Genomic DNA, 12,270 nt, shown 5'->3' with positions numbered 1-12,270 from the left:
CGTCCGCGTGGTGGCCCTGGTGCTCATCCTCACGGCGCGGCGAGGTGAGGTGGCCGATCAGGGGAACGATATGAGCACCACGTCACCACGACCCGACTCGCCGACCAGGCCGAAGGGCACTGGGCCCGATACGCCGCAGGAGACCACACACAGTCACCGACAGGCTGGACCCTACGAGGAACTGGCGACAGTCGAATACGGGAGCCCACCGGTACGAGGGCCACATGGAGCACGAGATGCCGACAAGAATCCTGCTCGAGGGACGCCCCGGCTCGGGCAAAACGACCATTGTCCGCCGATTGGCCGCGCTCCTGCGCACCCGTGGGGCTGTCGGCTTCACCACGGAGGAGATACGGCACGGCGGTACCCGGAGCGGTTTCGCGCTGGAGACACTGGAGGGCGGTCTGCGAGCCGTACTGGCCCATGTCGACTTCCCGGGTCCACCGCGGGTGGGCCGGTACGGCGTCGATCTGGGCGTCATGGAGCGGCTCGCGCTGCCGCCGCTCAGGTCGGCTGCAGCGGATCCTGCTCCTGGAGATCTCGTGCTCATCGACGAGCTCGGGCGTATGGAGCTGGCGTGCACCGCGTTCCGGGACACGGTCCGGTGCCTGTTCGAGTCCGACATCGACATCCTCGCCACGGTCCACGCCCACAGTGACCCGTTCACCGACGCCCTGAAGCAGCGCCCTGACATCACGCTCGTCCAAGTGACCCGTGCCGGTCGGGACGCCCTGCCCGAGGATCTGGCAGCCCGGCTCGAGGGGCCGTGACGACCGTCACCCGGACACAGCCGTGGCTCCACCCGAGTCGCTCGGGCCGGTCTCACCCGTCGTATCAGACGTGCGCACCGGGAAAGGACCACACCGGTCGTCGGAAGGAGGCACGGAAACCGTTCGCCGGACAGACCGGCGCTCTGCTTGGCTCACCCCATGAGCGATCTTCACATCCGCCACGCCACCCTCTCGGACATCGACACCGTGCTGCGGTTCTGGCGCGACGCCGCGGAAGGAACGAGCATCAGCGACGACCACGACGGAGTCGCCCGCCTCATCACACGAGACCCCGAAGCCCTGCTCCTCGCAGAACGTGACGGTCTGCTCACCGGAACCGTCATAGCCGGCTTCGACGGATGGCGCTGCTCCGCCTATCGACTGGCCGTACACCCCGCCCACCGCCGGCAGGGCATCGCCACCGCCCTGCTGGAAGCCGCCGGACAACGCTTCGCCACCCTCGGCGGGCGACGCGTCGACGCCATGGTCCTGGAAGCCAACGCACAGGCCCACCACACCTGGGCCGCGGCCGGCTACCACCGCGAGGACCACTGGCGACGCTGGGTCAAGCCCCTGTAGGCAGCACGGGCAGCGCTCGGCGGTGTCCGTGAGCAACCGAGATGCGACGGCTGGCGCTGCCATCCGTACCGGTTCGCGGTGCACCCGGGCCACCGCAGGCAGGGCACAGGGTCCGCGCTGCCGGCCGCCGCCGAGGAACGGTTCGCGCGGCTCTGCGGGCACCGCGCGGACGCGATGGTGCTGCGGCTCAACGAGACCGCCCACCGCGCGTGGGACGCCGCCGGGCACGCGCCGGAGGAGCGCCGGCGGCGCTGGGTCATGCCCCTCCAGGGGGACGGCCGGAGGCAGGGGCCGGGCACGGCGGCGGACATCGGGCGACCCCCGCGGGACACCTTTGCTGACCCTTTACGCTAGGAGGGTCACTCGGTTTTCCATGAAAGGTTGTGTGCGTCCGCCCATGGGCGAGCCTCCCAGTAGTACGCGACATCGCGGTCCCCGACAGAGCCGTACGCGACGTCGCGCGATAGTCCACTTCCCATCCGGCCACGGGACGGGAGCGGCCCGATGACGGAAGTGCTCCTTCTCCTGGTCGCGATCCTGCTCTCCCTCGCCTGCGGCGCTTTCGTCGCGGCCGAGTTCTCCCTCACCACGGTCGAGCGGGCGGAGCTGGAGCGGGCGGTCCAGCGCGGCGAACGGGGCGCCGCCGGCGCGCTCAAGGCCGTACGGAACCTGACCTTCCAGCTCTCCGGGGCGCAGCTCGGCATCACGGTCACCAACCTGGTGGTCGGCATGCTCTCCGAACCGTCGATCGCCGCACTGATCTCCGGCCCGCTGCGGGACATCGGCATACCCGCCTCGGTGGCGAGCTCCCTGGCCCTGGTGCTCGGCACGGCCCTGTCGACCGTCTTCCTGATGGTGGTCGGCGAACTGGTGCCCAAGAACTGGGCGATCTCGTCGCCGCTGGCCGTCGCCAAGAACGTGGGCAACGCGCAGCGCTGGTTCAGCGCCGCCTTCCGCCCCTTCATCACGCACCTCAACAACACGGCCAACCGCATCGTGCGCCGCTTCGGGGTGGAGCCCGCCGAGGAGCTGGCGTCCGCGCGCGGCCCCCAGGAGCTGGCGGCTCTCGCCCGGCACTCCGCCAAGCTGGGTGCGCTGGAGGCCGACACCGCGGAGCTGTTCGTCCGCACCCTGAATCTCGCCGACCTCAGCGCGGAGAACGTGATGACCCCGCGCGTGCAGGTCGTCGCGCTGGAGGTCCAGGCGACCTGCGAGGACGTGGCGAACGCGACCCGGGCGACCGGGCTGTCCCGGTTCCCGGTGTACCGCGGCACCCTCGACTCGGTGGTCGGGACCGCGCACGTCAAGGACGTGCTGACGGTGCCGGCCGAGCGCCGGGCCCGGGTTCCCGTGTCGGAGATGATGCGCGAGCCGCTGCTGGTCCCGGAGTCGCTCACCGTCGACCGGCTGCTGGACCGGCTCTCCGAGGGACGCACCATGGCCGTGGTGATCGACGAGTACGGCGGCACGGCGGGCGTGGCCACCCTGGAGGACATCGTCGAGGAGGTCGTCGGCGAGGTCCGCGACGAGCACGATCCGCACGAGACTCCCGACCTGGCCCGGACCGGTTCGGACGAGGAGGGCCACGCCCTGTTCTCGGCCGACGGCTCCGCGCGCGTGGACCAGCTCGCGCGGGTCGGCCTGCGCGTGCCGGACGGGCCGTACGAGACCCTGGCCGGGCTGGTCGCCACCGAGCTGGGCCGGATCCCCGCCGCCGGCGACACCCTCGAGGTCGCCGGCTGGCGGATGGAGGTCCTGGACGCGAGCGGCCGCCGCGCGGCGCGCGTCCTGCTGCACGCGCCACTCGCCGGCCCGCGCCCGCCGGACGGGAGGGCGGACGGTGAGGACGGCAAGGACAGCAAGGCCGGCAAGGCCGGCAGGAAGGCTGCCGGCGCGCCGGCCAGCCGGGTGAGCGGCCGGTCGAACGGCACGGCGCACGAGAAGGGGGCACGGCGATGACGGTCGTACAGCTGCTGATCGGTCTGGCGACGCTGGTCGTCAACGCCTTCTTCGTGGGCGCCGAGTTCGCGCTGATCTCGGTGCGCCGCAGCCAGATCGAGCCGTACGCCGAACAGGGCGAGCGGCGTGCCAGGAGCGTGCTGTGGGGTCTCGAGCACGTGTCCGCGCTGATGGCGGCGGCGCAGCTCGGCATCACGCTGTGCACCCTGGTCCTCGGCGTGGTGGCCGAACCCGCCATCGCACATCTGCTGGAGCCGGTGTTCCACGCGGTGGGCGTGCCACCGGGCGCGGGTCACGCGGTGTCCTTCGTGATCGCTCTGGCGCTCGCGACGTATCTGCACATGCTGCTCGGCGAGATGGTGCCGAAGAACATCGCGCTCGCGGAGCCCGTGCGCAGTGCGCTGGTGCTGGGTCCGCCGCTGGTGGCGCTGTCCCGGGGGCTGCGCCCGGTGATCTTCACGATCAACGCCTTCGCCAACACGCTGCTGAGGCTGCTGCGGGTCGAGGTGCGCGACGAGGTCGTGGCGTCCTTCTCCGACGCGGAGCTGGCGCAGATGGTGAAGGACTCCGGCGAGGCGGGCCTGATCGACGACCGCGCGCAGGAGCGTCTGAACGACGCGCTGGAGCTGGGCCGCCGGCCGGTGCGGGACGTGGTGCTGCCGCTGGAGAGCGTGGTCTACGCACGCGTGGGCGTCACCCCGGAGGGTCTGGAGGAGCTGTCGGCGCAGTCCGGGTACTCCCGTTTCCCGGTGGTGGACGAAGGGCGGCGGATCGTCGGCTATCTGCACGTGAAGGACGCCCTGGACGCCTCACCGCGCGACATGCCGTTCCTGCTGCGGGACATGCGCCCCATCGCCCGGGTGCGGGAGAACACGACGATGGACGACGTCCTCACCGCCATGCGGGGCAGCCGTACGCATCTGGCGGCCGTCCTCGGGGCGGACGGACGGCTGGCCGGGCTGGTGACGATGGAGGACGTACTGCAGGAGCTGTTCGGGCAGCGGGCCTGAGCGGGACGGGGAACCGACCGACCGGCGGGTATGTGCACGGGATATCATCTCTGTCGCCATGCAGACGAACCCCACTCACACCAGCCTGGTCGCGGTCGGCGACTCCTTCACCGAGGGCATGTCGGACCTGCTGCCCGACGGCACGTACCGGGGCTGGGCCGATGTCCTCGCCGCGCGGATGGCGGCCGTCACCCCCGGGTTCCGGTACGCCAACCTCGCGGTGCGCGGCAAGCTGATCCGGCAGATCGTCGAGGAGCAGGTGGACACGGCGGCGGCCATGCGGGCCGACGTGATCACCCTGGTCGGCGGGCTCAACGACACCCTGCGGCCCAAGTGCGACATGGTCCTGGTACGGGATCTGCTGACCGAGGCGGTGGAGCGGCTGGCCCCGCACTGCGGGCAGCTGGTGCTGATGCGCAGCCCGGCCCGCCAGGGGCCCGTGCAGGAGCGTTTCCGCCCCCGTATGGAGGCGCTGTTCGCCTGCGTCGACGAGCTCGCCGAACGGCACGGCGCCCTGGTCGTCGACCTGTACGGGGCGCCCTCGCTCGGCGACCAGCGGCTGTGGGACGTGGACCGGCTGCATCTGACCGCCGACGGGCACCGCCGGGTCGCCGAGGCGGTGTGGCAGACGCTGGGGTATCCGCCCGAGGACCCCGAGTGGCAGCTGCCCCCGGAGGCCACGCTGCCGCCGAGCTGGCCGGCGCGCCGGGCGGCGGACGCCCGGTTCGCACGGCAGCACCTGCTTCCGTGGATCGGCCGCCGCCTCACCGGCCGCTCCTCGGGCGACGGCCTGCCGCCGAAGCGCCCCGAACTGCTGCCGTACGCCGACCGGTGACACCGAGGGCGCCGACGGGCCGAGGGCACCGGGACATCGGGGGCGCTCGCCGTTCCCCGGGGTCCGTCTCGTAGCTTCCTCCGCACCACCCCGCGGCGCCGACCTGCACGAATCGCCAGTAGACTCCGTACACGTGACTGCTGCGCCCGCCAAGCCCCGTATCCCGAACGTCCTCGCCGGACGTTACGCCTCCGCCGAGCTCGCCACGCTCTGGTCGCCCGAGCAGAAGGTGAGGCTGGAGCGGCAGCTCTGGCTCGCCGTGCTGCGGGCCCAGAAGGACCTCGGCATCGAGGTGCCGGACGCGGCGATCGCCGACTACGAGCGTGTCCTCGACCAGGTCGACCTGGATTCCGTCGCCGAGCGCGAGAAGGTCACCCGGCACGACGTGAAGGCACGGATCGAGGAGTTCAACGACCTCGCCGGGCACGAGCACGTGCACAAGGGGATGACCTCCCGCGACCTGACCGAGAACGTCGAGCAGTTGCAGATCCGGCTCTCGCTGGAGCTGATGCGCGACCGTACGGTGGCGGTGCTGGCCCGGCTCGGCAGGCTGGCCGGTGAGTACGGCGAGCTGGTCATGGCCGGCCGTTCGCACAACGTGGCGGCGCAGGCCACCACCCTCGGCAAGCGGTTCGCCACCGCCGCCGACGAGCTCCTCGTCGCGTACGGCCGGCTGGAGGAGCTGCTGGGCCGTTACCCGCTGCGGGGCGTCAAGGGCCCCGTCGGTACGGCGCAGGACATGCTGGACCTGCTGGGCGGCGACGCGGCGAAGCTCGAGGAGCTGGAGCGGCGGACCGCCGGTCACCTGGGTTTCGCGGAGGTGTTCACCTCGGTCGGCCAGGTCTACCCGCGGTCGCTGGACTACGAGGTGGTGACCGCGCTGGTGCAGCTGGCGGCGGCGCCGTCGTCGCTGGCGAAGACGATCCGGCTGATGGCCGGGCACGAGCTGGTCACCGAGGGATTCAAGCCGGGCCAGGTCGGTTCGTCCGCCATGCCGCACAAGATGAACACCCGCTCCTGCGAGCGCGTCAACGGCCTGATGGTGATCCTGCGCGGCTACGCCTCGATGACCGGGGAGCTGGCGGGCGACCAGTGGAACGAGGGCGACGTGTCCTGCTCGGTGGTGCGCCGGGTGGCGCTCCCCGACGCGTTCTTCGCGCTCGACGGTCTGCTGGAGACGTTCCTGACGGTGCTCGACGAGTTCGGCGCGTTCCCGGCGGTCGTCGCCCGGGAGCTGGACCGCTACCTGCCGTTCCTGGCCACCACCAAGGTGCTGATGGGCGCGGTGCGCGCGGGCGTCGGCCGGGAGGTCGCACACGAGGCGATCAAGGAGAACGCCGTCGCGACGGCCCTCGCGATGCGTGAGCAGGGCGCCGAGCGCAACGACCTGCTCGACAAGCTCGCGGCCGACGGGCGTCTCCCGCTCGACCGGTCCGAGCTCGACGCGCTGATGGCGGACAAGCTGTCCTTCACGGGCGCCGCGGGCGCCCAGGTCGCCGCCGTCGTCGGCCGTGTCGACGACCTCGTCAAGCAGCACCCGGAAGCCGCCGGTTACGCCCCCGGGGCGATCCTCTGAACCGTATCGGCCGGGACTGAAGGTCCGGCTCGCGCGCGTTCGGGGTCAGACCAGGTCGTGGCCGTTGCGGCGGGCTTCGGCCCACTCCCGGAAGAATCCACGGCTGATCACGAACAGGGTGGCGGCCACGACGACGGGCCACATCAGGACGTAGATGCTCAGGACTGCGGTCACTGTGCCTCCTTTAGTCTCGCTTTGCCTTACTGGGCCTTACTGGGCCTTTATTGAGGCCTACTTGGCGGGTGCGGCGGGCTCGGGTTCGTGTCCGTCCGGTACGTCTGTGCCGGCCGGCCGCGGGCTCGGGACGTCGAGCGCTTCCCCGGTCCCGTCGAGCGCTTCCCCGGTCCCGTCGGGGGTCGCCGCGGCAGCGTCCCCGTCGTCGAAGTTGCCGGCGCGTTCCGCGATGACGGAGAAGTCGAAGCTCTCTCCCTGGCGCGCCGACATGGCCCAGCAGATGACGGTGCTCACCGAGTAGGCGACGAGCGAACCGCACAGTGTCGCGTACTCGTGCAGGGATCCGATCGCGAACGGTGCGGAGACCGCCATGGCCAGCGCACCGGTGATCTTCGCCGCCCTGAGGTTCGAGAAGCCGAACACCATCAGACCGAGGACGACACCGATGCCGATGACCGCGAGCACGTCCACGACGTAACCGAAGACACCGTCCACGGGGATCCAGCTGAAGCGCACGGGCAGGAAGACCGCGAGCGCCGCGAGCACCGAGGTGGTGAACGCCTTGCTGGTGACCTTCTCCCAGTAGAAACTGGCCAGCACCGGGAAGACGAGCGCGCCCCACAGCGCGCCGACGAAGACCAGGAGATCGAGGATGCTCAGCTGAAGACTGGCGAAGGCCACTGCCAGCGCGGTGGCCACCACCATGGTGAGCCGGCCGACCAGCAGCATCGTCTTCGGGTTGGCCCGTTCCTTGCCTGCCACGCCCCGGCCGTAGACGTCGGCCATCATGATCGACGAGAGGGCGGCGAGGTCGGAGTCGGCGGTGGAGGACAGCGCGCCGACGATCATGATGAAGAAGAGAGCCAGCAGCGCGGACGGCAGATAGGTGGCGGCCATCTCCGGGATGAGGTTGTTCATGTCGCCGCCGGACGGCTCGAAGCCCAGGTAGAGGGCGAGCACACCGAGCATGCCGACGCCGATCACCATGCCGCCGTAGCCGATGGTCGCGGTGATGAAGGTGGGCTTGATCAGGCTCTCCCGCACCGCGAACAGGCGCTGGGCGATGGTCTGGTTGCCGATCGCGTAGGCCAGCACCGCGGCGATGTAGGGGGCGCCCTGCCCCATGAAGGCCTCGCTGGAGAAGAAGTTCCCCTGCTGCGGGGTCAGGTTCGCCGCGCCGGTCTCGAAGGCCGCCGGGAAGCCGGCCGCGAAGAAGATGAACGGAACGATCACGGCAACGGCGCCGAGCATCGCCACGACCTGCACGAAGTCGGTCATGACGGAGGCGCGGAACCCGGACCACAGGGTGTAGAGCAGGACACCCGAGGCGACGCAGAGGACGCCCTGGATGAAGTTGAACGGCGACAGGAGAGAGATCAGCACGCCGCCGGCGATGAAGTTGGACATCAGGCTGATGAGGCTGCCGACGACGTTGGAGCCCGCGAGCATCAGCTGGCTGGAGCGCCCGTGGCGGGCGTACATGACTTCCGCCAGGGTGTGCGCCTTGGGGGCGACGGCGCGGATGCGCTTGCCGAAGGGGTAGATGAAAAGGATCATCAGGGCGCCCCAGAGCCCGTAGTGGATGGGGCCCGAGATGCCGTAGGTGTAACCCGAGGTGGCGGAGGCGTACATCGAGGCCGCCCAGATCCACGTCGCCGTCATACTGGCGGCCGAAACGCCGAATCCGATGTTGTTACCAGCAGTCATGTACCCGTCGGCGTTCTCCTCCTTCTTGCCGATCCGGGTCGAGATCAAAAAGGTCCCACCGTAGAAGAAGACCAGCAGGCCAACGACAATCACGGCGCTGAACTGGGCCGTTTCCATGCCGTCCAACAGACGTACCTCCTTCGTCTCGCGGAGCCAGGCGCCGGCGACGGCAGGGAAGGTCTCGCTCGGGGCATGCCGAACGCATCCGCACGCCGCGGGCGCAGAATGTGCTCCACCCCCGCCACTCGGCGCGTCATTGCGCGAGCCGGGGGAGCTCACAAAAACTGCGGACCCCTTTGGGTCCGCAAACCAACCGCAGGGCGGAAACCTCCACTGGCGGCGGCGTTCTTCGGTCGCACCGAGATACGCGGCTGGCCGCCCTCAAGCCCTGCCAGGCAGACAGCAGATGTCTACACTGCAATACTCTTTCTGTCTACCTTTACGGTGATCACATCACCTTCTTTGCAGCTCTTTCTTTACAAGTCGCAACTGCGATGGGTCGCCTGATTTCCCGCTATTCATCCGGTATGCGGATCGGGTTGAGCGCTCGGCCGTACGCAGGGCGGTGGTGTCTTCATGACCACCGCCACCCGACGGGCCGTGCTCCACCGGGAAGGGGCGGAGCACGGCCCGTCGTTGACGGCGACGCGTTGCGCGATGCCCGTGGATCCACGGGATCCCCGTCACCAACGGCACTTGACGGTCCGCCAGCTCACTGGCCGTCAGGCGTCCCGGCGCCGCAGGCTCCACGCCCCCGCCAACAGGGCGGCCGCGGTCCACAGCGCGGTCACCGCGAGCCCCGACCAGGGGCCCAGCGGTCCTTCGTGGGTCTGCTGGAGGACCAACTGCCCGGCCCGGTCGGGCAGGAAGTCGACGACGGGACCGGCCGCGTCGCCGATCACGAAGGACACCACGACGATGAACGGGATCAGCACGGACAGCGTGGCCACCCCGCTGCGCAGCAGGACCGTGAGGCCCGCGGCGAACAGGGCCATCAGCGTGAGGTAGACACCGCAGCCCACCACCCCGCGCACCTGTTCGCCCCCGGTCAGGCCGTCCGCCAGGGAACCCAGTCCCGCGCGTGCCGCGAGGAGCGCGGCGAGGGCGGTCAGCAGCCCGGCGACGAGCGCCGGTACGGCGATCGCCACCACCTTGGCGGCGAGCCAGCGGCCGCGCCGCGGAACCGCCGCCAGCGAGAGCCGCAGGGCGCCGTTCTGGAACTCCGACGACACGGCCATGGTGCCGAAGGAGATCGCGGCGATCTGGCCCACCAGGACGCCGGACAGGGAGACGTACAGCGGGTCGAAGTCGTCCGGCGTCTCCGAGATGCCGGAGAGCGCGGAGAACGCCGTGCTCACGGCGAACAGCGCCAGGAGGGCCCCGGGGAGCGAGCGGAGCGTGCGGATCTTCAGCCACTCGGACCGGAGTACGGGTGCGAACTGCATGGTCAGACCTCCTGGGGCTGTGCGGTGAACTCGGTCTCGGCCGCGGTCAGGTCCAGATAGGCCTGCTCCAGCGTCCCCTCGTCCGCCGCGAGTTCGAGGATCGGCACCCCTGCGGCGGAGGCGAGGCGTCCGATGTCGTCCACCCGCGCGTCCGGCACGGTCCAGTGCCCGTCCGGGTGTTCCACCATGGCGTGGCCCTCCCGGGCGAGCGCGTCCTTGAGGGCGGTGGCGTCGGAGGTGCGGACGCGGACGGTGGGCCGCACCCGTGCGCGGATGAACTCCCGCACCGGGGTGTCGGCCAGCCGCCGGCCCCGCCCGAGGACGACCAGGTGGTCGGCGAAGGCGGCGGTCTCGTTCATCAGGTGACTGGAGACCAGGACGGTCCGTCCCTCGTCCGCGAGGCGGCGCAGCAGGGTGCGGATCCACACGATGCCTTCCGGGTCCAGGCCGTTGGAGGGCTCGTCGAGCATGACCACCGCCGGGTCGCCGAGCAGCGCGGCGGCGATGCCCAGCCGCTGGCGCATGCCCAGGGAGTACGTCCGCACCCGGCGGCGGGCCGCCGGTACCAGGCCGGTCTCCTCCAGCACCTCGTCGACCCGGCGGTCCGGGATGCGGTTGCTCGCGGCCAGGACACGCAGGTGGTCACGGCCGGTGCGGGAACCGTGCGCGGCCTGCGCGTCGAGCAGGGCGCCGACGTGGCGCAGCGGCTCGCGCAGCGTGACGTAGGCGCGCCCGCCGATGGTGGCGGAGCCGGACGTCGGGTGGTCGAGACCGAGCACCAGCCGCATAGTGGTGGACTTCCCGGCGCCGTTGGGGCCGAGGAACCCGGTGACGCGGCCGGGCGGGACGCGGAAGGTGAGGTGGTCGACGGCGCGTCGGGTGCCGTACTCCTTGGTGAGGTTCTGGACGTCGATGCTGGTCATGCGCACCAGCGTGACGGCGGACCGGGGGCCGACACCTCCCCCGGGCGGGGAGAGGGGCTCCCCCGTGCGGGGGAGGCCGGTCGCCGGTGGCGGCTGGCACGATGACGCGATGGTCACCGTTCTGCGGGCGCTCCTGCGTGGGGCGACGTACTCGCGCCTGCTCCACCTGTGGGTGCCCTGGCTGCCGTTCAGCATCTGGATATTCATCTACCCGGACGCACCCTGGGTGCCCGCGCTCGTGCTGCTCCCGCTGGGCCTGATTCCCTCGGTGCGCAGGGTCGAGGGCGTGCAGGCCCAGTTGATGCTGACGCCCGGCGAACGGGAGCCGGGGATCTCCCAGAAGCCGTCTGCCACATGGCAGGACCGGCTGCGGACCGTACTGTGGCTGGCGGTGCGGATGGTGCTGATGGTGGTGGTGGGGTACGCCACGGTCTGGCCGTTCTTTCTGGCGTACCTCCTGGGTGAGAGCGCCATGGGACACGGGCCCGAGGAACTGCCCTTCCTCGGGGGCGCGCAGCCGCACTGGGCCTACGCCCTGCTGGTGCCGATCCCCCTGCTCGCGGCGGGGCCGCTGATGGTGGGGATCGGCGAGCTGGTCACCGCCGCCGCGCGCCGTCTGCTCGGCCCCTCCCCCGCCGAACGCCTGGCCGCCCTGGAGGCCAGGACCGAGCAGCTCCTGGAGCGCACCCGCATCGCACGCGAGCTGCACGACTCCATCGGCCACGCCCTGACGATCGCCGTCGTGCAGGCCGGCGCCGCGCGGGCGGCGGGCGACCCCGCCTTCACCGACCGGGCGCTGGCCGCCATCGAGGAGACCGGCCGGGCCGCCCTGGAGGACCTGGAGCGGGTCCTCGGCGTTCTGCGCGAGGCGCGGAAGCCGGTGAGCAGCCGGCCCACGCTCACGGACGCGGACCGCCTGCTGGAGTCCGCCCGGGCTTCCGGGGCGAAGGTCGACGCCGAGGTGACCGGCCCGGTGGACACCGTGCCCGGCCCTGTCTCCCGCGAGGGCTACCGCATCCTCCAGGAGGCGCTGACCAACGCGCTGCGGCACGCGGGGACGGTCCCCGTGCGGATACGGATCCGTGTCGCCGACGGCACCCTGTTCCTGGAGGTCCGCAACCCGCTGTCGGGGGACGTGCCCGGCCCCGGGCGCGGCAGCGGGCTGCGCGGCATACGGGAGCGCGCAGCCCTGCTCGGGGGCCGCGCGCGGACGGGTCCGGACGGGGGCGACTGGGCGGTGCGGGTCGAACTGCCGCTGGCCGGAGCCGAGATGAGTTGATCTAGGCTGGCCG

General features: G+C 71.1%; 11 protein-coding genes and 1 pseudogene. 8 read left to right on the top strand and 4 right to left on the bottom strand.

Annotation, left to right across the window (positions count from 1 at the left end):
- Window positions 1-236 precede the first annotated feature (236 nt).
- The 7 genes and pseudogenes from ACTWJ9_RS29040 (at window position 237) to purB (ending at window position 6,729) form a co-directional block, all read left to right on the top strand.
- On the top strand, window positions 237-770 hold the full coding sequence (locus ACTWJ9_RS29040) for a nucleoside-triphosphatase (RefSeq protein WP_279337227.1): 534 nt from the start codon (window positions 237-239) through the stop codon (window positions 768-770).
- 159 nt (window positions 771-929) lie between these two features.
- A complete protein-coding gene (locus ACTWJ9_RS29035) occupies window positions 930-1,349 on the top strand; it encodes a GNAT family N-acetyltransferase (protein WP_279337226.1) in 420 nt (139 codons plus the stop codon).
- A gap of 33 nt (window positions 1,350-1,382) precedes the next feature.
- Window positions 1,383-1,703 (top strand): annotated as a pseudogene (locus ACTWJ9_RS29030) (GNAT family N-acetyltransferase); the annotation flags it as partial.
- A gap of 150 nt (window positions 1,704-1,853) precedes the next feature.
- Window positions 1,854-3,308, top strand: a complete 1,455-nt coding sequence (locus tag ACTWJ9_RS29025; protein WP_387036658.1) for a hemolysin family protein — start codon at window positions 1,854-1,856, stop codon at window positions 3,306-3,308.
- On the top strand, window positions 3,305-4,318 hold the full coding sequence (locus tag ACTWJ9_RS29020; RefSeq protein ID WP_279337224.1) for a hemolysin family protein: 1,014 nt from the start codon (window positions 3,305-3,307) through the stop codon (window positions 4,316-4,318). Before ACTWJ9_RS29025 ends, ACTWJ9_RS29020 begins: the two co-directional genes overlap by 4 nt.
- Window positions 4,319-4,376: 58 nt before the next feature.
- On the top strand, window positions 4,377-5,153 hold the full coding sequence (locus tag ACTWJ9_RS29015; protein WP_279337223.1) for an SGNH/GDSL hydrolase family protein: 777 nt from the start codon (window positions 4,377-4,379) through the stop codon (window positions 5,151-5,153).
- A gap of 133 nt (window positions 5,154-5,286) precedes the next feature.
- The gene (purB, locus tag ACTWJ9_RS29010) at window positions 5,287-6,729 is read left to right on the top strand and encodes an adenylosuccinate lyase (protein ID WP_384209990.1); all 1,443 of its coding nucleotides are present in this window, start codon (window positions 5,287-5,289) and stop codon (window positions 6,727-6,729) included.
- Window positions 6,730-6,774: 45 nt separating this feature from the next.
- On the opposite strand, the gene ACTWJ9_RS29005 is transcribed toward purB, so the two are convergent.
- The 4 genes from ACTWJ9_RS29005 to ACTWJ9_RS28990 form a co-directional block, all read right to left on the bottom strand.
- Complete coding sequence (locus ACTWJ9_RS29005) at window positions 6,775-6,903, bottom strand: putative transporter small subunit (RefSeq protein ID WP_279337221.1); 129 nt, start codon at window positions 6,901-6,903, stop codon at window positions 6,775-6,777.
- Window positions 6,904-6,960: 57 nt separating this feature from the next.
- Window positions 6,961-8,727, bottom strand: coding sequence for a sodium:solute symporter family protein (locus ACTWJ9_RS29000; protein ID WP_279338131.1), 1,767 nt, complete (start codon window positions 8,725-8,727; stop codon window positions 6,961-6,963).
- 605 nt (window positions 8,728-9,332) lie between these two features.
- The gene (locus tag ACTWJ9_RS28995) at window positions 9,333-10,055 is read right to left on the bottom strand and encodes an ABC transporter permease subunit (RefSeq protein WP_279337220.1); all 723 of its coding nucleotides are present in this window, start codon (window positions 10,053-10,055) and stop codon (window positions 9,333-9,335) included.
- A gap of 2 nt (window positions 10,056-10,057) precedes the next feature.
- Window positions 10,058-10,978 carry an ABC transporter ATP-binding protein gene (locus ACTWJ9_RS28990; RefSeq protein WP_279337219.1) on the bottom strand — a complete coding sequence of 307 codons (921 nt, stop codon included), beginning with the start codon at window positions 10,976-10,978 and terminating at the stop codon, window positions 10,058-10,060.
- 109 nt (window positions 10,979-11,087) lie between these two features.
- On the opposite strand from ACTWJ9_RS28990, the gene ACTWJ9_RS28985 reads away from it, so the two are divergent.
- Window positions 11,088-12,257 carry a sensor histidine kinase gene (locus ACTWJ9_RS28985; protein ID WP_443294937.1) on the top strand — a complete coding sequence of 390 codons (1,170 nt, stop codon included), beginning with the start codon at window positions 11,088-11,090 and terminating at the stop codon, window positions 12,255-12,257.
- Window positions 12,258-12,270: the final 13 nt, after the last annotated feature.

The organism is Streptomyces sp. GDS52 (assembly GCF_052246875.1).
In the GTDB taxonomy this organism is placed as follows: Bacteria; Actinomycetota; Actinomycetes; order Streptomycetales; family Streptomycetaceae; genus Streptomyces; species Streptomyces cathayae.
The sequence above is the reverse complement of the archived record's forward strand: the minus strand, read 5'-3'. Positions and strand labels throughout refer to the sequence as shown.

Coding starts and splice junctions, on each gene's coding strand:
- ACTWJ9_RS28990 (WP_279337219.1), bottom strand. CDS start 10,978: ATGACCAGCATCGACGTCCAGAACCTCACCAAGGAGTACGGCACCCGA.
- ACTWJ9_RS29035 (WP_279337226.1), top strand. CDS start 930: ATGAGCGATCTTCACATCCGCCACGCCACCCTCTCGGACATCGACACC.
- ACTWJ9_RS29020 (WP_279337224.1), top strand. CDS start 3,305: ATGACGGTCGTACAGCTGCTGATCGGTCTGGCGACGCTGGTCGTCAAC.
- ACTWJ9_RS29025 (WP_387036658.1), top strand. CDS start 1,854: ATGACGGAAGTGCTCCTTCTCCTGGTCGCGATCCTGCTCTCCCTCGCC.
- ACTWJ9_RS29000 (WP_279338131.1), bottom strand. CDS start 8,727: ATGGAAACGGCCCAGTTCAGCGCCGTGATTGTCGTTGGCCTGCTGGTC.
- ACTWJ9_RS29015 (WP_279337223.1), top strand. CDS start 4,377: ATGCAGACGAACCCCACTCACACCAGCCTGGTCGCGGTCGGCGACTCC.
- ACTWJ9_RS28985 (WP_443294937.1), top strand. CDS start 11,088: ATGGTCACCGTTCTGCGGGCGCTCCTGCGTGGGGCGACGTACTCGCGC.
- ACTWJ9_RS29040 (WP_279337227.1), top strand. CDS start 237: ATGCCGACAAGAATCCTGCTCGAGGGACGCCCCGGCTCGGGCAAAACG.
- ACTWJ9_RS28995 (WP_279337220.1), bottom strand. CDS start 10,055: ATGCAGTTCGCACCCGTACTCCGGTCCGAGTGGCTGAAGATCCGCACG.